Consider the following 20590-nt stretch of genomic DNA (forward strand, 5'->3'; position numbering starts at 1 on the left):
CTCCCACCGGAGTCGGGGCCCGTCACACGTTTGCCCGGATAAGACACCGATGTACCCGGTCGGCCGGGGTGGAAGCCGCTCGTACGAGTGACAGAGCTCAAGGATTGCCAAGATCTGCCGAGGGGAGGAATTGCTCCGAGAGGGACCGCAGGAGGGGCGCTCGGACGGGGAAGCCGAGGGAAGCGGATCGGGGGGGCTCTCGGGGGACGGTGGGGGACCGGAGGGGGATCGGTGGGGGACGGCGGAGCCCGGTGCCAGGGGAGGCACCGGGCTCGGCCACACCAGGTCCGGGCTACTGCACCTCGGCGACGAACAGGTGCACGGCGATGTCCTTGGGAAGCTCGGCCGCACTCTCGCCGGAGCCGACCAGCACGCCACCGTCCGCGCCGGCACTGACCCTGACCGTGTGGCCCGGGCGGATGCCGGCCCGGCGCAGCGTGAGCATCAGGCCCTCGTCGGTCTGGATCGGCTCACCGATCCGGCGCACCACCACGTTGACCCCGGACTCGCCCGGCTTCACCGAGTCCAGGGTGGCCAGCGCGGCGTCGAAACCCTCGCCCTCGGCCCGGGTGTCACCGAGCTCCTCCAGGCCGGGGATCGGGTTGCCGTACGGGGACTGGGTGGGGTGGCCGAGCATGGCGAGCACCTTGCGCTCGACCGTCTCGCTCATCACGTGCTCCCAGCGACAGGCCTCCTCGTGCACCTGCTCCCACTCCAGGCCGATCACGTCCACCAGCAGGCACTCCGCGATCCGGTGCTTGCGCATCACCCGGACGGCGAGCCGCCGGCCCTCCTCGGTCAGTTCCAGGTGCCGGTCGCCGGCCACCTGGAGCAGGCCGTCCCGCTCCATCCGACCGACCGTCTGGCTGACCGTCGGGCCGCTCTGCTCGAGCCGCTCCGCGATCCGGGCACGCATCGGGACGATGCCTTCCTCCTCCAGCTCCAGGATGGTGCGAAGGTACATCTCTGTGGTGTCGATCAGCCCAGACATCGCCGCTGGCTCCGTTCCTCGGTATCCTCACCGCCAATTCTGACGTACGGGGGAAGCAACCGTGGGCCCGCGACCCCTTCTTCCCCGGGCTTTCCGTCAGCTCGGGAGCTTTTCGTCACTGTTGACAGCGGCCACCCCGAGGCCGCACGGTGCTGGCCGTAGCTTTCTCCCACAGCTGCGGTCTGGACCACCGGGCCGCCTCAGGGTACGGAGATCTGATGAACGACCTGGTCGGGCAGTACTTCGACGCCGCGGTGGAGCACCTGCACCGGATCAGGACCGAAGAGGCCGGCTCGATCGACCGGGCGGCCGAGCTGCTGGCCGAGGCGGTGGCAAACGGCAGCCGAATCTTCACCTTCGGCGCCGGGCACTCCTCGCTGGCCGCCCAGGACGTGGTCTACCGGGCCGGCGGCCTGGTGGTGATCAACCTGTTGAACGTGCCCGGCATGACCGGGGTGAACGTGATGCCCGCACCGCTCGGCAGCGCGCTGGAGCGGGTCTCCGGGCTGGCCACCACCACCCTGGACCTCACCCCGGCCCGGGCGGGCGACCTGCTCTTCGTGATCTCGCTCTCCGGCCGCCAGACCATGCCGGTCGAGCTGGCCCAGCACGCCAGGGCCCGCGGCCTGACCGTGATCGGCGTGACCTCGCTGGCGTACCCGGGCGAGGTCAGCTCCCAGCACTCCTCGGGGACGTACCTCAAGGACCACTGCGACGTGGTGCTGGACAGCAAGATCGCGGTCGGTGACGGCGAGCTGAGCCACCCCGCCGCCGGGACCACCTTCGGTTCGGTCTCCACCATCGTCACCAGCGCGCTGATGCAGGCGGTGGTCGCCTCGGCGGTCGGCCGGCTGGCCGACCGGGGCATCACTCCCCCGCTGTTCCGCTCCGGCAACGTGGACGGCGGCACCGAGTGGAACGTCAAGGTGATGGCGGACAACGCCGAGCGGATCTACTACACCTTCTGAGCCATCGCCTGCTCGGCACCCAACCGCTCGTCAGTTCCCCTGTGATCATGGCCAGTTGACACGCATACTGACCGGACACCGAGCGTACCGCCGCTCCGTCGGGGGCAGTAGGTACCTGCTGACGCAGAGGCGAGGGGCGGGGGTCCAGATGGTGGCGGCTGGTGCCGGGCGTTCGATGGGATGGGTCCGCGAGGACGAGCTGCTGCCCGAGCTGTTCTGGACGGCGGACTCCTCCTCGCTCCAGGGCCAGCGGCGCGCGGTCGCACTGTCCCGCTGGGAGTTGGTGCTGCTGGTGCTGGCGGCCTTCGCCGGTTCGGCCGACGGCAGCTGGTGGGCCTGGGCGGCGGCCCTCGCCTACCTGCTCACGGTCGGCCTGGCCACCGTGACCGGCCGGCAAAACCCGCAGGGCCTCTGGTACGAGGGCCGGGCCGCCGCCGAGTCGGTCAAGACGCTGTCCTGGAAGTACGCGGTCCGGGCCGACGCCTACCAGCCGCCACCGAAGACCCTGCCGGACGCCGAGCGGCTCTACGACGTCCAACTCGGCGGTGTGATCAACCAGTTCGGTACCAGCCGGGCGATCCCGCAGCTCGGCCGGGTGCAGGCCGAGCTGCAGTCCTGGCGCGGCCCACTGGCCGGGCGGCCGCCGACCCACCCCCAGATCACCGACACCATGCGGCAGTTGCGCGACCAGCCACTGACCGTCCGGCGCGAAGTCTACCTGCGCGAGCGGGTCAGGACCCAGCGGGAGTGGTACCGGAACAAGGCCAGGTACTGCACCAACGCGACCCGGTGGGCCGACCTGCTGGGCGTGGTGCTGCCGCTCACCGGGCTGGTGCTGGCGGTCCTGCGGGCCCTCGGCGAGTTCACCTTCGACGCGCTCGGCGCAGTCTCCGCGGTGGCCGCCTCGGTCTCCGCCTGGGCGCAGCTGCGGCAGTACCGGCCGCAGGCCGCCGCGTACTCCATCGCCGCCTCCGAACTCGCGGTGATCGAGACCCAGTTGACCCAGCTCGCGGTGGACGCACCGGACGCCGAGGAGAACTGGGCCCGGCTCGCCCGGGACTCCGAGGACGCGATCTCCCGTGAGCACACCACCTGGCAGGCCCGACGCGAGGTGCGCACCACCGACGCACCGCTCTAGTGCCGCGCGTCTTCCGGACCACTTCTCAGGAGGTAGCCACGTGGTGTTGCAACTGGTCGAGGCGGGCGACTCCCGCTCACTCGCGGTCGAGACCTTCGGCGATCCGCACGGGCGGCCGGTGTTCGTCCTGCACGGCACCCCGGGCAGCCGGGTCGGCCCGTACCCCCGGACCTCCGTGCTCTACCGCCTCGGGGTCCATCTGATCGCCTTCGACCGGCCCGGCTACGGGGACTCCACCCGGCTGCCCGGCCGCCGGGTGGCCTCGGCGGCGGCCGACGTGGAGGCCATCTCGGACGCGCTGGGGCTGGACGAGATCGCCATCCTCGGCCGCTCCGGCGGCGGGCCGCACGCGCTGGCCTGCGCCGCCCTGCTGCCGCACCGGGTCAGCCGGGTGGCCGCGCTGGTCAGCCTCGCGCCACGGAACGCCGAGGGCCTGGACTGGTACGCCGGGATGACCGCGTCCAACGTGCACGCCTACCAGGAGGTGGAGCGCGGGCAGCACCGGTTCGCCGCCTCGTTCCAGGCCAGGTCCCGCCGGATCAGGGCCGACCCGGCCAGTGTGATCGAGGGCCTGGTCCCCGAGTTACCGCCCACCGACCGGGCCCTGGTGACCGACTCGGGCATCCGGCAACGGCTGATCTCCACCTACCGGCAGGCGTTCCGGAACAGCGCCGACGGCTGGATCGACGACGTGCTGGCCTTCACCACCGACTGGGGCTTCAAGGTCGAGGACATCGCCGTGCCGACCCGGTTCTGGCACGGCGCGGACGACCAGTTCTCCCCGGTCGACCACTCCCGCTGGCTGGCCGACCACATCCCCGGCGCCGAGCTCTACCTGGAGCCCGGCGCCGCCCACTTCGGCGCGCTGCAGGTGATGGCCGAGGCGATGCGCTGGGCCGCGGCCGCTACGGACTGACGAGAGTGGGTGGCTGACCACCCGTCAGGACCGCGAGCAGGTTGTCCACCGCCAGGTTGCCCATCGCCTGCCGGGTCTGCACGGTGGCGCTGCCCAGGTGTGGGGCGAGCACGGCGTTCGGCTGGGCCAGCAGCGCCGCCGGGACGGCCGGTTCGCGCTCGAAGTTGTCCACGGCGGCCGCCGCGAGGTGCCCGGAGGCGAGGGATTCGGCCAGATCTTCTTCGTTCACCACTCCGGCCACCACGCTCACCAGCACGGCCCCGGCGGGCAGTTGGGCGAACCGGTGCCGGTCCACCAGGTGGCGGGTGGCGGCGCTGAGCGGGCAGGTCACCACCAACACCTGGGAGCGGGCGAAGAGTTCGTCCAGCGGCAGCCATTCGGCCCCGGCCTCGTCCGCCGCCGGGAGGCGGTTGCGGTTGTGGTAGGCCACCGGCATCTCGAAACCGACGGCCCGCCGGGCCACCGCCTGGCCGATCCGGCCCATGCCGAGGATGCCCAGCTGAGTACCGGTCAGCTCCATGCCGAGCAGCATGGTCGGTGCCCAGGCCCAGGGTTCGCCGGAGCGCAACAGCCGCTCGCCCTCCCCCAGCCGGCGGGTGGCGGCGAGCAGCAGCGCCCAGGTGAAGTCCGCGGTGGCGGCGGTCAGCACGCCCGGGGTGTTGCTGACCAGCACGCCCCGGGCCGCGCAGGCCGCGCGGTCGACGTTGTGGGTGCCGACCGCGTGGTTGGCCACGATCCGCAGCCCCGGACCGGCCGCCGCCAGGAACTCGGCGTCCACCACGTCGTCCAGTGTGGTGATCACCCCGGCCTTGCCGCGCACCGCCGCGAGCAGTGCGGCCCGCGTCATCGGCCGCTCCTCGTCGTGCGAGGTCACCTCGACGTACGGGGCCAGCCGTTCCACCACACCGGGCGCCAGCCGCCGGGTCACCAGTACCGATTCCATGTCCCGAACCCTACTCAACCCAGGTCGGCCGCCTCCCGCAGCTCCACCGAGCGCGGGTTCGCCTCGCCGAGTTCGAGCACCACCAGCTCGTTCACCCCGGCCCGGAGCAGCGGCTGCGGGCAGAACAGCGTGACCTGCGGACCGCGCTCGTCGTAGCTGCCGAGCAGGAAGCCGTTCACCCAGAGCCGGCCACGTCGGCCGCCGGGCACCGCCAGGAAGGTGTCGCCCGTCGCGTCCAGGGTGAACTCCCCCCGCAGCACCGGCCCTTCGGCGGCGAAGTCGAGCGGCGGCAGGTCCGTACCCAGGTCGAGGACGGACGTCCGGCAGCCGTGCAGATACTGCCGCTCGTGCCTGACCCCGCCCGTGATGCCCTTCCGATCCCCGGTGCCGGGGCCGTAGTTGACCCGGCCGAGCGAGTCCACCAGCAGCTCCAGCGTCACCCCGCCGGGCACCGTGACGGCGTCGCCGGCCACTCCCCTGGCCAGCTCGGCCACCCGCTCGCCGTCCACCAGCAGCACCGCCCGGTCGTTCAACCCCTCGACGGTCAGCGGGAGTTCGGGCCGGTCCTGCGGCACCTGGAAGACGTACCTGACCACCCCGTGCTCGATCCCCAGCTCCTCGAAGGTGGGCGGCACCGGGTGCTCCGACTCCGGGCCGAACGGGATCGGCGCCGAACCGGTCAGCGCCACCGAGCGCGCGGCCAGCACCGGCGGCAGCTCCGGCAGCGCGGGAGTCCGGTCGTCCAGGTAGCGGGCCTGCTCGGGATGCTCGGCCGCGAACTCGGCCAGCACCGCCCGGAACAGCTCGTACTTCTCGGTCACCGCGCCGCGCTCGTCCAGCGGGGCGTCGTAGTCGTACGACGTGGTCACCGGCTGGTACGGGGACTCGGTCCAGTCGGTCGAGTTGAACGGCGGGTCGGCGTGGTTGGCCCCCGCGCCGGTGCCGAAGTTGCTGCCCCCGTGCGCCATGTACAGGTTGACCGAGCCACCCGCCGCCAGCATCCGGCGCAGCGTGTCGGCGGCGTCGGCCGCGTCCCTGGTGTGGTGCGGCCGGCCCCAGTGGTCGAACCAGCCGTTCCAGTACTCCATGCAGAACGGCGGGTCCTGCGGCCGGTGCCGCCGCAGCGTCTCGAACGCGGCCTCCGGCTCCGAGCCGAAGTTCACCGTGGCCAGCACCCCGGGCAGGGTGCCGCCGGTCAGCATGTGGTCCTCCGGGCCGTCCGAGGTGAACAGCGGGACGTCCACGCCCCGGCGGAGCAGCCCGTCCGCCAGCTGCCGCAGGTACGCCCGGTCGCTGCCGTAGGAGCCGTACTCGTTCTCCACCTGGACCATCAGCACGTTGCCGCCCTGGGTGGTCTGACGCTCCACCACCGAGGGCAGCAGCCGGTCGAAGAACCCGTCCACCGCGGCCAGGTACTCCGGGTCCGAGGTCCTGGCCCGGCGGCCCACCCGCGCGGTCAGCCAGCCGGGCAGCCCGCCGTTGTCCCACTCGGCGCAGATGTACGGGCCCGGGCGGACAATCGCCCACAGGCCCTGCCGGGCGGCCTCGTCCAGGAAGGCGGGCAGCTCGTCCAGCCGCCGGAACTCACCGGGCCGGGGTTCGTGCAGATTCCACGGGACGTACGTCTCGACGGTGTTCAGGCCCATCGCGCGCAGTGCGGCCAGCCGGGCGGGCCACTGCTCGGGGCGGGTGCGGAAGTAGTGCATGGCTCCGGAGAGGATCCGCAGCGGGCCACCGTCGAGCCGGAAGCCGGTGGAGTCATAGGTGAGCATGCCCCCAGCCTGCGGTAACCCGGCAGGCCGGTGCCATGGACAAAGCCCCGGCGGGTGTTGGATTGTCGGGCAGGAAGGAGGTGGGTGATGGAGCGGTGGTGGCACTACCTGACGCCTGGTCCGGCGCAGCTGGCCACCGGTCTGGCCTGCCTCGGCGTCGGGATGCAGCGCGGCCGGCTGCCCACCGTCGGGCCGCGCACCCTGGATCACTGGGTCGCCGTGGTGGTGACCAACGGGCGCGGCTGGTTCACCGGGACGAGCGGCGTGCGCCAGCCGGTGACCGCCCCCGCCGTGCTCTGGCTGCGCCCCGGCGAACCGCACCACTACGCGCCGGACGACAGCGGCTGGGCCGAGTCCTTCGTCGACTTCACCGGCCCCGGCATCGCCGGGTACCTCGAGCTCGGCCTACTGCCCGACGTGGACGTGACACCGCTCGCCACCGCCGACTCGGCCCAGCGGGTGGTGGCCCGGATCGCCGGCGCCTGCCGCCGGGGCGGCCCGTTGGTGGATCTGGAGTCCTCGGCCTGGGTGCACGAGCTGCTGGTCGAGCTGCGCCGCCACCGGGCCGACCTCGACCGCGCCGGCGAGCCGGTGCTCGAAGTGCTCCGCCGCGATGCCTGCCTGCCGCTCTCGGTGGCCCAGCACGCCCGCCGGGCCGGGCTGACCGTGGCCGAACTGCGCCGCGCCGTCCGCTCGGTCGGGGCGGTCGGCCCCAAGGAGTACCTGCTGACCGTACGGCTGAACGAGGCCAAGGCCCTGCTCGCCGCCAGCGAACTCCCGGTCGCCGCCGTGGCCCGCCGGGTCGGCTACGACGATCCGGCCTACTTCACCCGGATCTTCACCCGCCGGGTCGGCCTCGCCCCGTCCGCCTTCCGCGCCCAGCAGTACCGCGGCGACGGCCAACTCCGCGCGGTCCCCCAGGAAGAGCTGGCCGAGGAGCTCACCGGCCTCTACGGCCCCGAACGGGCCACCACCGAAGCCGGCCGGGCCAGCGGGTAACCTCGTTGACCGTGGACCCCAAGACCCGAATGCGAATCGTGAGCGGCGCACTGGCGCTGCTGCTGGCCGTAGTGATCATCAGCGCCCTGGTCCGCCGCTAGGCCCTCCGGGCATCAGCCATCAGGGGCTCGGGGAACTGCGACGCCGACCTCGTACAAGGTGATCCGTCCGTGCGTGGTCAGGCACTTTCGCCTGTGTCCCGCACGCCAGATCTCGTCGCCGTTCCCCGAGCCCCTGGTCAGCTCTGGCTGAGCACGTGCCTAGAGCGCCTCGACCACGTAGTCGATGCAGGCCGTGAGCGCCTCGACATCGGACGGCTCGACGGCCGGGAACATCGCGACCCGGAGCTGGTTGCGGCCGAGCTTGCGGTACGGCTCGGTGTCCACGATGCCGTTGGCGCGCAGCGCCTTGGCGATCTCGGCGGCGTCGATCGAGTCGTCGAAGTCGATCGTGCCGACCACCTGCGAGCGCTCCTCGGCCTTGGCCACGAACGGCCGGGCGTAGGAGGACTTCTCGGCCCAGCCGTACAGCCGGGACGCGGAGTCGGCGGTCCGCGCGACCGCCCAGTCCAGGCCGCCCTGGCCGTTCAGCCACTCCAGCTGCTCGGCGAGCAGGAAGAGGGTGGAGATCGCCGGGGTGTTGTAGGTCTGGTCCTTCGAGGAGTTGTCGATCGCGGTCGGCAGGTCGAAGAACGGCGGGATGTACCGGCCGGAGGCGGCGATCTCGGCGGCGCGCTCCAGCGCGGCGGGCGAGAAGGTCGCGAGCCAGAGGCCGCCCTCCGAGGCGAAGGACTTCTGCGGCGCGAAGTAGTAGACGTCCGTCTCGGTGATGTCGACCGGCAGGCCGCCGGCGCCCGAGGTGGCGTCGACCAGCACCAGCGAGCCGGCGTCACCGCCCGCCGGGCGGCGGATCGGCATCGCGACACCGGTGGAGGTCTCGTTGTGGGTGAGGGCGTAGACGTCCACGCCCGCCTCGGCGACCGGGAGCGGGTGGGTGCCCGGCTCCGACTTGATCACCGAGGGCTCGCCCAGCCACGGCGCGGCCTTGACCGACGACGCGAACTTGGAGGAGAACTCACCGAAGTTGAGGTGCTGGGACTTCTCGCGCACCAGCCCGAAGGCCGCGATGTCCCAGAACGCGGTGGAGCCACCGTTGCCGAGCACCACCTGGTAGCCCTCGGGCAGCGAGAACAGGTCGGCGACGCCCTCACGGACGCGCTTGACCACGTTCTTGACCGGGGCCTGCCGGTGCGAAGTGCCCAGCAGCGAGGTGCCGGTGGCGGCAAGGGCACTCAGTGCCTCGGGGCGCACCTTGGACGGGCCGCAGCCGAAACGGCCGTCTGCGGGCTTGATATCAGCGGGGATCTGGATCTTAGCCACGGCGGCAGCCTACTGCCCGGGATTGCGAACTCGGAACGCCCGTCCGCCCGCTGAGATGTGATCTTGCCCGCTCAGAGCAGGTGTGCAGCGGGTCCGGGACAGCTGCCCCGGACCCGCCCGAAAGGGTGACGCCGCGTCAGTGCGCGATCGACTCGTAGCCCTCGATGTCCTCCGGCCGACGCGCGGCCGGGCCGATGTAGCGGGCGGCCGGACGGACCAGCCGGCCGGTGCGCTTCTGCTCCAGGATGTGGGCGGACCAGCCGGCCGTCCGGGCGCAGGTGAACATCGAGGTGAACATGTGCGCCGGGACCTCGGCGAAGTCCAGCATGATGGCGGCCCAGAACTCCACGTTGGTGGCCAGCACGCGGTCGGGGCGGCGGTTGTGCAGCTCCTCCAGCGCGGCCTTCTCCAGCGCCTCGGCGATCTCGAAGCGCGGGGCGCCGAGCTCCTTGGCGGTGCGGCGCAGCACGCGGGCGCGCGGGTCCTCGGCGCGGTAGACCCGGTGGCCGAAGCCCATCAGGCGCTCACCGTTGTCGAGGGCCTTGCGGACGTACGCGGCGGCGTCGCCGGTCCGCTCGATCTCCTCGATCATGCCGAGCACCCGGGACGGGGCGCCGCCGTGCAGCGGGCCCGACATCGCCCCGACCGCGCCGGAGAGCGCGGCCGCCACGTCGGCGCCGGTGGAGGCGATCACCCGGGCGGTGAAGGTGGAGGCGTTCATGCCGTGCTCGGCGGCCGAGGTCCAGTACGCGTCGATCGCCTTGACGTGCTTCGGGTCCGGCTCGCCGCGCCAGCGGATCATGAACCGCTCGACCACGGTCTCGGCCTTGTCGATCTCGCTCTGCGGGACCATCGGGCGGCCCTGGCCACGGGCGGACTGCGCAACGTACGAGAGCGCCATGACGGCGGCCCTGGCGAGGTTGTCGCGGGCCTCCTCGGCGGAGATGTCGAGCAGCGGCTTGAGACCCCAGACCGGGGCGAGCATGGCCAGCGCGGACTGCACGTCGACCCGGATGTCACCGGAGTGCACCGGGATCGGGAACGGCTCGGCGGCGGGCAGGCCCGGGTTGAACTTGCCGTCCACGAGCAGGCCCCAGACGTGCCCGAACGAGACGTGTCCGACCAGGTCGTCGATGTCCACACCGCGGTAGCGCAGTGCGCCGCCCTCACGGTCCGGTTCGGCGATCTCGCTCTCGAACGCGACGACTCCCTCGAGCCCGGGTACGAAGTCGGACATGACGGCTCCTTCAGTGTTCCGATTCCGGCGGGCCGCCGCTGGTGGGGCGGGCGACGCCGGTGACCGATGGTGTGTTGGCACTCGGTGTCAGCCTGACAGGCACGGAGTGCATTGCGCCAGACACCACCACGGTGATGTTTCCCGGTGGCCGCCCCGGCCTGGTCAGTCCGCGGTCCGGCGGCGTTGGCGGACCCGGTGGGATGTTCCGGACGAACCCGGGCAATCCCCTGCCTGGCGGTGGGTGGAGCGGTGGCGAGACACCTTATCTCCCACCCGGGTTTGCCTGGACGTAGCGGTATCCGACGCTTGTCGTACGGGATGATGTTGCCGTGCCTACCGCGGATCGTCACCCGACCCCTCCGGCCACGCCCACCGAGGCCCGGCCCACCCCGGACCCGAGCGTGATGCGCAAGCATTACCAGCACGAGGGCCTGGCCGAGAAGCAGCTCATGGCCGAGCCGGTCGCCCAGTTCACCGAGTGGTTCCACCAGGCGGTGGACGCCGGGGTGACCGAGCCCAACGCGATGGTGCTGAGCACCGCCGACGCGCAGGGCCGGCCGAGTTCGCGGACCGTGCTGCTGAAGGGCTACGACCGGCGCGGCTTCGTGTTCTTCACCAACTACGGCTCCCGCAAGGGCAGCGAACTGGCCGTCAATCCCTGGGCCTCGCTGCTCTTTCCGTGGATCTCGATCTCCCGGCAGGTGGTGGTCGGCGGCCGGGTCGAGAAGGTCGGCCGGGACGAGACCGCCGCCTACTTCCGGACCCGCCCGCACGGCTCCCAGCTCGGCGCCTGGGCCAGTGAGCAGTCCAGCCCGGTGAGCAGCCGGGAGGTGCTGGAGCAGCGGTACGCGGAGCTGGAGCGGCGCTACCCGGAGGGCGAGGGCGTGCCGGTGCCGCCGTTCTGGGGCGGCTACCGGGTGGTCCCGGAGACCGTGGAGTTCTGGCAGGGCCGGGAGAACCGGCTGCACGACCGGCTCCGCTACCTCGCCGAGGGCGGCGGCTGGCGGGTCGAGCGGCTCTGCCCGTGAAGATCGTTTCGGGCGCGCGCGACTGACCCTACGTCAATCGCAGTAGTACCCGCTCGCACGAACTGATGGATTTATGGCCATTTGGCGGGCGGTACGTAGGCGCGTCCGGGACACTCGGCGGTAGTCGGGCGGGCTCGGAGCCGGTGCAAGTGACTCCGGGTTACCCCGTTTCCCCGCGCTTCAACCGCAGAAACGAGACTGCAATGGTCACCGCACTCGCCATCCGGCCTGCTGACCGCGACTCCGTCGAGCAGCCCGCACCTCGGGCCTCGCTCGCCGCCCTCGCCGCTCTGGGCACCGATCACCTCACCGCCGAGCTGCACCGGGCCCTGCCCGGCCAGGAGAGCGGCCAGGTCGCCGTGGCGGCCTTCAACTCCTCCATCTGACGCCTCCCGCGCAGCCGGCCGACACCACGTCATGTCCCGTCCCCCCGTGGCGTTCTCGCAGTTCGTCCTCAAGGTGCACAGCCGCTGTGACCTGTCCTGTGATCACTGCTACGTGTACGAGCACGCCGACACCAGTTGGCGTGGCAAGCCGCGCACCGTCTCGGAGCGCGTCCTCGCGGCGACCGCCGACCGCATCGCGGAGCATGCCCTGGCCCACCGGCTGACGGCCGTCCACGTGGTGCTGCACGGCGGGGAGCCGCTGCTCGCGGGCCCCGCCGTGCTGCGCCGGGCCGCCGAGCTGCTGCGCGCCGCCCTCCCCCCGGGCTGCGCGCTCGACCTGCGCATCCACACCAACGGCGTCCAGCTGTCCGAGCGGTTCTGCGACCTGTTCGCCGAGCTGGACATCAAGGTCGGCATCTCGCTGGACGGCGACCGCGCCGCCAACGACCGGCACCGCAGGTACGCCGACGGCCGCAGCAGCCACCGCAAGGTGCTGGCCGCCGTCGAGCTGCTCCGCCGCCCCGCTTACCGCCACCTGTACGCCGGGCTGCTCTGCACCATCGACGTCGAGAACGACCCGGTCGCCGTCTACGACGCGCTGGTCGAACTCGCCCCGCCCCGGATCGACTTCCTACTCCCGCACGCGACCTGGGACGACCCGCCGAAACGTCCCTCCGGTGCGGGGCCCGCCCCGTACGCCGACTGGCTGCTGACGATCCACCGGCGCTGGACGGCGCAGGGCCGCCCGGTACCGGTCCGGATCTTCGACTCGGTGCACCGCACCCTGCGCGGCCGCTCCAGCCTCACCGAGTCGCTCGGCCTCGACCCCGCCGACCTGGTGGTGATCGAGACCGACGGCACACTGGAGCAGGCGGACAGCCTCAAGACGGCGTACGACGGCGCGCCCGAGACCGGCTTCGACGTCTTCGCGCACACCCTGGACGAGGTGGCCGGGCACCCGGGCATGATGGAACGTCAGTCCGGTCTGGCCGGGCTGAGCGCGGACTGCCGGGCCTGCCCCGTGGTCCGCTCCTGCGGCGGCGGTCTGTACGCGCACCGGTACCGGAGCGACCATGGATTCGACAACCCCTCCGTCTTCTGCGGGGATCTGATGAAGCTGATCACCACCATCCGGGACCGGGTCGCCCCCCCGGCCATCGTCCCCGCCCAGCCGGGCCCGTCCGAAGGGGCCCTCACCGAGGCCCAGTTGGCCGAGCTGGCCACCGGGCACGGCAGCGCGTCCACCGTCCAAGCCCTGGCCTCGGCCCAACTCGGGCTGACCAGAAAGCTGCTGGCCGCCCTCTCGGCTTCCGCCCCGGAACCCTGGGCGCTGCTGGCCGAGTTGGACAGCACCGCGCCGGACGCGCTGGACGCCACCCTCGGCCATCCGTACGTCCGGGCCTGGGCGGTGCGCTGCCTGGACCGTGACCCCGGGGCCGACCTCGGCGGCTTCGCCGAGCTGGCTGCCGCCGCCGCGCTCCGGGCCGGGTGGGAGTTCGAGCTGCCGGTCCCGGTCCGGGGCGGTGCGGTGCACCTGCCGACGCTGGGCCGGGTCGAGGTCGGCGGGGCGGGCGAGGCGGTGCTGCGCGGCGCCAAGGACGGGTTCACCGTCCGGGACGTCACGGTGGGCTGGGACGACCCGGCCGCCGGCCCCTGGCAGCCCGTCCGCCGGGTCGCGCTGCCCGGCGGCTGGACGCTCGCCCTGGAGGACACCGACCCGCAGCGCGACAGCCACCAGTGGCCGGTCACCGACCGGCTGACCGACGGCGAGCTGCTGGCCTGGACGGGCAGCCTGCGAGAGGCCTGGGAGCTGCTCGGCCGCGACCTGCCCGAGCACGCGGCCGGCCTGCGAGCCGGGCTCAGCACCCTCACCCCGCTCCGACCGGGCCCCGCCGGACGGGACGTCAGCGCGGCGGCCCGGCAGGCCTTCGGCGCGGTCGGCATCGCCCGCCCAGGCACCGCACCGATCCTGGCGCTGCTGCTGGCGCACGAGTTCAACCACGTCAAACTCGGCGCCGTGCTGGACTTCCACGACCTCTACGACCCGGCCGACGAGCGCCTCTTCCACGCCCCCTGGCGCCCCGACCCACGCCCCCTGGAGGGCCTCCTCCAGGGCACCTACGCCCACCTCGCCGTCACCGAGTTCTGGGCCACCCGGGTCCACGCCTACGTCGGCCTCGACAGCCCCGCCGCCACCCACGCCCGCACCCAGCACACCACCTGGCACACCCACACCGCCGCCGCCGTCGAAACCCTGGCCGCCTCGGGCTCCCTGACGCCCCTGGGCGCCCGCTTCGTGGAAGGCATGCAGTCGAGCACGGCGCTCAGGCATCTACGGTCAGGGGCTCGGGGAACTGCGACGCCGACCTCGGAACAGGTGATCCGTGCGTAAATGGTCAGGCACTTTCGCAGTGACCCCGGCGCCAGACCTCCTCGCAGTTCCCCGAGCCCCTAGGTAGTGCCACTGAAGGAGAGAGCGCCCGTGACCGGCATCGACGAACTGGAGCGCGACCTCCGGTCCCTCGGCATCACGCCGGGCGAAACCCTGCTGGTGCAGTCCTCGCTCCGCGCCGTCGGCCCGATCGAAGGCGGCCCGGCCACCCTCCTGGCGGCACTACGACACGTCCTCGGCCCCGAAGGCACCGTCGTCGCCTACACCGCGACCCCGGAGAACTCGAACACCTCCCGCCTCTCGCTGGCCCCCACCGACGGGATGACGGACCAACAGAAGCAGGCGTACTGGGATTCACGCCCCCCCTTCGACCCGGACACCACCCCGACCTCACGCATTCTCGGCCACTTCTCCGAAGTCCTGCGGCAGACCCCGGGCGCCCGCCGCAGCCACCACCCGCAGACCTCCTTCGCCGCCATCGGCCGCCGGGCAGCCGAACTGACGGACGCTCACCCGCTCGAGTCGCACCTCGGCGAGTCCTCCCCGATCGGCCGCCTGTACGCCGCCCGGGCCCGCGCCCTGCTGATCGGTGTACCGGTCTGGTGCTGCACGGCGCTGCATCTGGCGGAGTACCGGCAGCCCGATCCGCCGATCCAGACCTACAGCTGCGTGCTGCCGAACGGCCGCTGGCAGTCCTTCGACGCGGTGCACCTGCGGGACGAGCACTTCGAACCGATGACCGGTGTACTGAGCGAGATGCCCAGCCTGCACCGGGGCCGGCTGGGCGCTGCGGACTGCTTCGTGATGGACATCGCGGACGGGGTCGACGTGGCCGACAAGTTCCTCCGGGACAACGCCCTATTCCATTCCAGAACCTGACCTTCCTACACTGAAGGCCCTCTGTGGGGGAAAGACGCGGCTGGGAACTGAGCACACCCCGGCTACGTCTGAGACGGTGCACCACCAACACACCGGATGGTCTCGGGGGAGGCGCGTGTGTACGGCGACGACGACCCTGGCGGGTGGGACGAGAACACGGAGCGTCCGTACTTCTTTCTCAGCTACGCGCACGTGCCCAGATCCCGCACCGGCGGGGCAGGGGATCCCAACCAGTGGGTGAACCGCCTCTTCAACGATCTCTGCGACGAGGTGCTGCACCTGACCGACCTGCGCGGCGGGTCACCGGTCGGTTTCATGGACCAGTCCATGCACCAGGGCCAGTTGTGGGCCGAGCGGCTGTCCCAGGAGCTGGCCAGCTGCCGGGTCTTCGTGCCGCTCTACTCGCCGCGCTACTTCACCAGCGTGGCCTGCGGCCAGGAGTGGCACTCGTTCGTCCAGCGGCCGGTCTTCCCGGAGCGGCAGAGCACCGAGCGGCCGACCGGCATCGTGCCGGTGCTGTGGATTCCGATGAGCGACCACCAGCTGCCCGAGGTGGCCCGGCAACTCCAGTTCAACCACCGGGGGTTCGGCCCCGACTACGAGGCCGAGGGCCTGTACGCGCTGATGCGGCTCGGCTACTTCCGCCGGGCCTACGAGCTGGCCGTGCACCGGCTGGCCGAGCGGATCGTGGACGTGGCGGCCAGCACGGTGATCCCGCCGGGCCGGCCGCTGGACTTCCAGGCCCAGCCGAGCGCCTTCCCGACCCCGCGCACCCGGCAGCTCCGGATCTCGGTGCTCTCCTACCCGCAGGCCGAGCTGCCGGAGGACCGAAACCCGGACTACTACGGCCCGCACCCGACCGACTGGCGCCCGTACCAGCCCGCCTCGTCCCGCCCGCTGGCCGACCACGCGGCCAGGGTGGCACGGCAGTTGGGGTTCGAGCCGAGCGTGCACGCGTACGAGGACGAGGCGGCCGCGATCCTCGCCGAGGGCCCGCCGACCGCTCCCGGGCTGCTGCTGCTGGACCGCTGGGCACTGCGGGACGAGACCCGGCGGGAGGCGGTGGTGGACTTCGACCGGCGCAACCCGTCCTGGGTGAGCGTGCTGGAGCCGTGGAACAGCACCGACCCGGACTGTGTCGCGGACGGTGAGACGCTGACCGAGCTGAGCGCCCGCACGCTGCGCTCCCAGCACCGGGACAGCCGGCCGAGTTTCCACGGCACCCCGACCGAGCTGGGCACCCTGGAGGAGTTCGAGGCCGCGCTGCCGCGGGCGGTGATGCGGGCCAAGTACGCCTTCGAGGAGAGTTCGAGACCACCGAACGGACAGAGCAACCAGCCCGAAGGGAACGGTAGTTCGGGCACCAGCAGGCCGAGCCTGCGCCGGGCCTTCGAGCTGCCGCCGAGTGCCGGGGACGAGCCGCCACCGCGTCGGCCCTGGAGCCGGGACGACCGGGACAGCGACCAGCCGCGCTATCACGAGGAGGACGATTCTCCCCCGGGGATCGCCTTCGGGGGAGGAGAGCTATGACCGACAAGCCGACCAGGAAGCTCCGGATGGCCGACCCGGTGGAGGACGCCGAGCCACAGGCCAACGAGGACCGCCAGGGCCGGGTGGTGACCTTCTACTCCTACAAGGGCGGCACCGGCCGCACCATGGCGCTGGCCAACACCGCCTGGATCCTGGCCGCCAACGGCTTCCGGGTGCTCACCGTGGACTGGGACCTGGAGGCGCCGGGCCTGGCCAAGTTCTTCCGGCCTTTCCTCGACCAGGGCGCGCTGGCGGGCACCACCGGGATGATGGACCTGATCACCGACTACCGGGAGGAGGCGCTCCGCGAGGTCGAGCACCCGCCGGGCTGGCACCAGGACTTCGCCCGGGTCCACCCGCACGCGCTCTCGCTCTCCTGGCCCGGGTTCCCGCCCGGCGGCAGCCTGGACTTCCTCTCCGCCGGGCAGCTGAACCGGGACTACTCCGAGGTGGTCGGCCGGCTCGACTGGGACCTGTTCTACGACCGGTTCGACGGCGGGCAGTTCTTCGACGCCCTGAAGCGGGACATGAGCCGCCGCTACGACTACATCCTGATCGACAGCCGGACCGGCCTGTCCGACATCGCCGAGATCTGCACCGTGCAGATGCCGGACGACCTGGTGGTCTGCTTCACCCTGAGCGACCAGAGCATCGAGGGCGCCTCGAAGATCGCCCAGCACATCAACGACCGCTACCGGGAGCGGGCGATCCGCATCCTGCCGGTGCCGATGCGGATCGACGAGGGCGAGAAGGAGAAGGCGGACGCCGGCCGGGCGCTGGCCCGGCTGCGGTTCTCCGGGCTGCCCGAGGGGCTGGTCGAGGAGGAACTCGCGCACTACTGGGGCTCGGTGGAGATCCCGTACCGGCCGTTCTACGCCTACGAGGAGATCCTGGCCACCTTCGGCGACCAGACCGGCACCCCGACCTCGATGCTGGCCGCCTGCGAGCGGCTCACCTCGGTGCTGACCAAGGGCCGGGTGACCGCGCTGCCGCCGCTGGACGAGGACGTCCGACTGCACTGGGTGGAGGCGTACACCCGGCGGCGGCCGACCGTGCCCGCCGACCTCTACCTGTCCTTCGTCCCCGAGGACCGGATCTGGGCGGACTGGATCGCCGCCGTGCTGGAGAGCGCCGGATTCCGGGTGGTGCCCCGGGACATCGGGGCGGGGGCGGACACCCGGCAGGAGACCGAGCGCGGCATCGACGCCGCCAACCGGACCGTCGCGGTGCTCTCCGCCGCCTATCTGAGGGCCCCTCAGGCCCGGGCGCTGTGGGACTCGATGGGCGGTTTCGACCCCTCGGGCAGCCGTCGCCAGATCGTCCCGGTCCGGGTCAGCGACGTCCGGCTGAACGCACCGTTCGTCAGCCGCAACCCGGTCGACCTGGTCGGCCGGGACGAGAGCCAGGCCGCCGCGATCCTGCTCCGCGCGCTCGGCCGGGCGGACGCCGACATCGACGCCGAGGTGCCGATCCCGCGCTTCCCCGGCACCCGGCCCTCGTACTGGTCGGTGCCGCAGCGCAACCCCTCCTTCACCGGCCGGGCCAAGGTGCTGGAGGAGCTGCGCGAACAGCTGGTCGGCGGGCCGATGGTGGTGCTGCCGACCCCGCAGACGCTGTACGGGCTCGGCGGTGTCGGCAAGTCCCAGCTGGCACTGGAGTACGCGCACCGGTACATGTCGCACTACGACCTGGTCTGGTGGATCGACGCCGAGCAGACCGACCTGATCCCGACCGCGCTGTCCGACCTGGCGGCGCGGCTCGGGCTGCGGGTCGGCGACAGTGTCAACGAGGCGGCCGAGGCGGCCAGGGAGGCGCTGCGCCGGGGCAACCCGACCTCGCGCTGGCTGCTGATCTTCGACAACGCCGACGAGCCGGGCGAGATCCGCCGGTTCTTCCCCGGCGGCTCCGGGCACATCCTGGTCACCTCGCGGAACCAGGCCTGGTCCGGCCAGGCCGGGGTGCTCGGGGTGGACGTCTTCACCCGTGGTGAGAGCGTCGAGCACCTCACCCGGCGCACCCGGGGCCTGTCCCGGGCCGACGCCGACCGGGTGGCCGAGGCGGTCGGCGACCTACCGCTGGCGGTCGAGGTGGCGGCCGCCTGGCTGGACACCACCCGCACCCCCGTCGACACCTACGTCCGCCAGCTCCAGCAGGAGGCCACCCGGGCGCTCGCGGTCGGCCGCCCGGCCGACTACCCGACCCCGGTCGGGGCCACCTGGAACGTCTCGATCGCCCGCCTGCGCGAGCAGTCCCCGGCGGCCGTGCGGCTGTTGCAGCTCTGCGCGTTCTTCGCCCCCGAGCCGATCTCGATGGACCTGTTCTACAGCGACCAGATGATCAGGTCGCTGGTGAGGTACGACGAGGACCTCAGCGACGTCTTCATGCTCGGCAAGGTGATCCAGGCGGTCGGCCGGTACGCGCTCGCCAAGGTCGACGCCGGCAGCAACAGCTTCCAGGTGCACCGGCTGGTGCAGGCCGTGGTCCGCTCCGAGATGGACGACAACGCCCGCGAAGCGGCGATGCACGAGGTGCACCGCATCCTGGTCGGCGCCCGTCCGGCGCTCGGCGACACCGACAACCCCGCCAACTGGCCCCGGTTCGAGAAGATCTGGCCGCACCTGGCCCCCTCCAGGGCCCAGGACTGCGACGAGCGCGAGACCCGCGAACTGCTGATCGACCGGGTCCGCTACCTCTGGAAGCGCACCGACCTCGACAAGGCCCGCACCCTCGCCGAACAGCTCGACGCCACCTGGACCAGCCGGCTCGGCGGCGAGCAGGACGAGGGCGAGGCCCGGCACCTGCGGCGCCAGGTGCTCAGCCTCAACTTCCAACTCGCCAACGTGGTCCGCTCGCAGGGCAACTTCGCCGACGCCCGCTCCCTCGACGAGCGCACCCTGGCCGGGCAGAAGGCCCTGCTCGGCGAGCACAACCCGTACACCCTGATGACCGCGGGATCGCTCGGCGCCGACCTGCGCGCACTCGGCCGGTTCCAGGAGGCGCTCGACCTCGACCTGGAGACGTACGGCCAGTTCCGCGAGCTGTTCGGCGAGGAGAACGCCCGCACCCTGTCGATCGCCAACAACCTGGCCATCGACTACCGCCTGGTCGGCGACAGCGAGGCCGCCCGCGACCTGGACCAGGACACCTACGACCGGCGGGCCGCGGTGCTCGGCCCGAGGCACCCGTACACCCTCTCCAGCAAGTCCAACCTGGCCCGCGACCTGCGCGAGATCGGCGACTACAAGGGGTCGATCGAGCTGCTGCGGGAGGTCACCGAGGAGCTCGCCGACGTGCTCCAGGCCGACCTGCCGGAGAACCTGCGCAACGCCAAGTCCCTTGCGGTGTCGCTCCGTCGGGACGGCCACCTGCGGGAGGCCAGGCAGCTCACCATGCAGACCTACGAGCGCTACCTGGACCGGTTCGGCGCGGAGGCGGCGGACACCCTGGCCTGCGCGCTCAACCTGGCCGCCGACCACAGCGCCTCCGGCGACAAGGAGGCCGCCCGGGACCTGGCCACCACCGTCTACGAGGGGCACCAGCGGCTGTTCGGTGACGAGCACCCGTTCACCCTGGCCTGCGAGAACAACCTCGGCATCTACCTGCGCGGCAGCGGCGACGTCGACGCGGCGATCCGGCGCGGCACGCACACCGTGCAGAACCTCCGGGCGGTGCTCGGCCCCGACCACCCGTTCACCATGAACGCGATGATCAACCTGGCCAACGCGTACGGCGACGGCGGACTGCCCGCCAAGGCCGAGGAGTTGGAGCGGGCCGCCTACACCGGCCTGTGCAACCGGTACGGCCCCGCCCACCCGGACGCGATCGCCTGCGAGTCCAACCTCGCGGTCACCCTGCGCAAGTCCAGCCCCGCCCAGGCCGCCGAACTCCGCGAGCACGCGCTGTCCGAGCTGCTCCGCCTGTTCGGCGAGGAACACCCCAACACCGTCTCGGCCCGGGGCTGGCGCCGGATCAACCGCGATCTGGAGCCGCAACCGGTCTGAGTTCGCGTCAGGCTCACCGCCCGGCCGGCAC

15 protein-coding genes are annotated in these 20590 nt (G+C 72.1%); 10 read left to right on the forward strand and 5 right to left on the reverse strand.

Annotated features, from left to right (window positions below; all coding sequences use genetic code 11):
* Nucleotides 1-292 precede the first annotated feature (292 nt).
* Nucleotides 293-991 carry a metal-dependent transcriptional regulator gene (locus ASC99_RS02705; protein ID WP_057227663.1) on the reverse strand — a complete coding sequence of 233 codons (699 nt, stop codon included), beginning with the start codon at nt 989-991 and terminating at the stop codon, nt 293-295.
* A gap of 218 nt (nt 992-1209) precedes the next feature.
* Between ASC99_RS02705 and ASC99_RS02710 the strand changes: the two genes are divergently transcribed.
* The 3 genes from ASC99_RS02710 to ASC99_RS02720 all read left to right on the forward strand — a co-directional run bounded on the left by ASC99_RS02710 (nt 1210) and on the right by ASC99_RS02720 (nt 4013).
* Nucleotides 1210-1959: a sugar isomerase domain-containing protein gene (locus ASC99_RS02710; RefSeq protein ID WP_057227665.1), complete on the forward strand. Its 750-nt coding sequence runs from the start codon at nt 1210-1212 to the stop codon at nt 1957-1959.
* Nucleotides 1960-2134: 175 nt separating this feature from the next.
* On the forward strand, nt 2135-3097 hold the full coding sequence (locus ASC99_RS02715) for a DUF4231 domain-containing protein (protein ID WP_057227667.1): 963 nt from the start codon (nt 2135-2137) through the stop codon (nt 3095-3097).
* A 43-nt stretch (nt 3098-3140) separates the two neighbouring features.
* A complete protein-coding gene (locus ASC99_RS02720; RefSeq protein ID WP_057228061.1) occupies nt 3141-4013 on the forward strand; it encodes an alpha/beta hydrolase in 873 nt (290 codons plus the stop codon).
* On the opposite strand, the gene ASC99_RS02725 is transcribed toward ASC99_RS02720, so the two are convergent.
* Together ASC99_RS02725 and ASC99_RS02730 are read right to left on the reverse strand one after the other, a co-directional pair.
* The gene (locus ASC99_RS02725; RefSeq protein ID WP_057227670.1) at nt 4003-4956 is read right to left on the reverse strand and encodes a D-glycerate dehydrogenase; all 954 of its coding nucleotides are present in this window, start codon (nt 4954-4956) and stop codon (nt 4003-4005) included. The two genes, ASC99_RS02720 and ASC99_RS02725, sit on opposite strands and share 11 nt — an antisense overlap.
* A 14-nt stretch (nt 4957-4970) precedes the next feature.
* Nucleotides 4971-6728, reverse strand: a complete 1758-nt coding sequence (locus tag ASC99_RS02730; protein ID WP_057227672.1) for a beta-galactosidase family protein — start codon at nt 6726-6728, stop codon at nt 4971-4973.
* Nucleotides 6729-6812: 84 nt separating this feature from the next.
* Here ASC99_RS02730 and ASC99_RS02735 point away from each other — a divergent pair, with 84 nt between their 5' ends.
* Complete coding sequence (locus ASC99_RS02735) at nt 6813-7727, forward strand: AraC family transcriptional regulator (protein ID WP_369824270.1); 915 nt, start codon at nt 6813-6815, stop codon at nt 7725-7727.
* A gap of 260 nt (nt 7728-7987) precedes the next feature.
* Here the strand turns inward: ASC99_RS02735 and serC are convergent, their stop codons facing one another.
* Entirely contained in the window at nt 7988-9106 is a 1119-nt protein-coding gene (gene serC / locus ASC99_RS02740; RefSeq protein ID WP_082598025.1) for a phosphoserine transaminase, read from the reverse strand.
* A gap of 136 nt (nt 9107-9242) precedes the next feature.
* Complete coding sequence (locus tag ASC99_RS02745) at nt 9243-10343, reverse strand: citrate synthase 2 (protein ID WP_057227679.1); 1101 nt, start codon at nt 10341-10343, stop codon at nt 9243-9245.
* Between the two features lie 329 nt (nt 10344-10672).
* On the opposite strand from ASC99_RS02745, the gene pdxH reads away from it, so the two are divergent.
* From pdxH to fxsT, 6 genes are all read left to right on the forward strand, one after another.
* Nucleotides 10673-11371: a pyridoxamine 5'-phosphate oxidase gene (gene pdxH, locus ASC99_RS02750; RefSeq protein WP_369824269.1), complete on the forward strand. Its 699-nt coding sequence runs from the start codon at nt 10673-10675 to the stop codon at nt 11369-11371.
* Nucleotides 11372-11574: 203 nt separating this feature from the next.
* Nucleotides 11575-11757, forward strand: coding sequence for an FxSxx-COOH cyclophane-containing RiPP peptide (gene fxsA, locus ASC99_RS02755; protein WP_057227683.1), 183 nt, complete (start codon nt 11575-11577; stop codon nt 11755-11757).
* Between the two features lie 31 nt (nt 11758-11788).
* Complete coding sequence (locus ASC99_RS02760) at nt 11789-14149, forward strand: FxsB family cyclophane-forming radical SAM/SPASM peptide maturase (RefSeq protein WP_057227685.1); 2361 nt, start codon at nt 11789-11791, stop codon at nt 14147-14149.
* Between the two features lie 90 nt (nt 14150-14239).
* Nucleotides 14240-15028 (forward strand): aminoglycoside N(3)-acetyltransferase, encoded by a 789-nt coding sequence (locus ASC99_RS02765; RefSeq protein WP_057227687.1) that lies wholly within the window; start codon nt 14240-14242, stop codon nt 15026-15028.
* A 117-nt stretch (nt 15029-15145) separates the two neighbouring features.
* Nucleotides 15146-16558, forward strand: a complete 1413-nt coding sequence (locus ASC99_RS02770; RefSeq protein ID WP_057227689.1) for a TIR-like protein FxsC — start codon at nt 15146-15148, stop codon at nt 16556-16558.
* Nucleotides 16555-20559 (forward strand): FxSxx-COOH system tetratricopeptide repeat protein, encoded by a 4005-nt coding sequence (gene fxsT, locus ASC99_RS02775; RefSeq protein WP_082598028.1) that lies wholly within the window; start codon nt 16555-16557, stop codon nt 20557-20559. Before ASC99_RS02770 ends, fxsT begins: the two co-directional genes overlap by 4 nt.
* Nucleotides 20560-20590 lie beyond the last annotated feature (31 nt).

This window comes from Kitasatospora sp. Root107, from assembly GCF_001424875.1.
Classification (GTDB): domain Bacteria; phylum Actinomycetota; class Actinomycetes; order Streptomycetales; family Streptomycetaceae; genus Kitasatospora.

Bases quoted from the DNA above. Each gene is read 5' to 3' on its own strand.
- ASC99_RS02705 (WP_057227663.1), bottom strand. From the start codon at position 991: ATGTCTGGGCTGATCGACACCACAGAGATGTACCTTCGCACCATCCTG.
- ASC99_RS02710 (WP_057227665.1), top strand. From the start codon at position 1,210: ATGAACGACCTGGTCGGGCAGTACTTCGACGCCGCGGTGGAGCACCTG.
- ASC99_RS02715 (WP_057227667.1), top strand. From the start codon at position 2,135: ATGGGATGGGTCCGCGAGGACGAGCTGCTGCCCGAGCTGTTCTGGACG.
- ASC99_RS02725 (WP_057227670.1), bottom strand. From the start codon at position 4,956: ATGGAATCGGTACTGGTGACCCGGCGGCTGGCGCCCGGTGTGGTGGAA.
- ASC99_RS02730 (WP_057227672.1), bottom strand. From the start codon at position 6,728: ATGCTCACCTATGACTCCACCGGCTTCCGGCTCGACGGTGGCCCGCTG.
- ASC99_RS02745 (WP_057227679.1), bottom strand. From the start codon at position 10,343: ATGTCCGACTTCGTACCCGGGCTCGAGGGAGTCGTCGCGTTCGAGAGC.
- fxsA (WP_057227683.1), top strand. From the start codon at position 11,575: ATGGTCACCGCACTCGCCATCCGGCCTGCTGACCGCGACTCCGTCGAG.
- ASC99_RS02760 (WP_057227685.1), top strand. From the start codon at position 11,789: ATGTCCCGTCCCCCCGTGGCGTTCTCGCAGTTCGTCCTCAAGGTGCAC.
- fxsT (WP_082598028.1), top strand. From the start codon at position 16,555: ATGACCGACAAGCCGACCAGGAAGCTCCGGATGGCCGACCCGGTGGAG.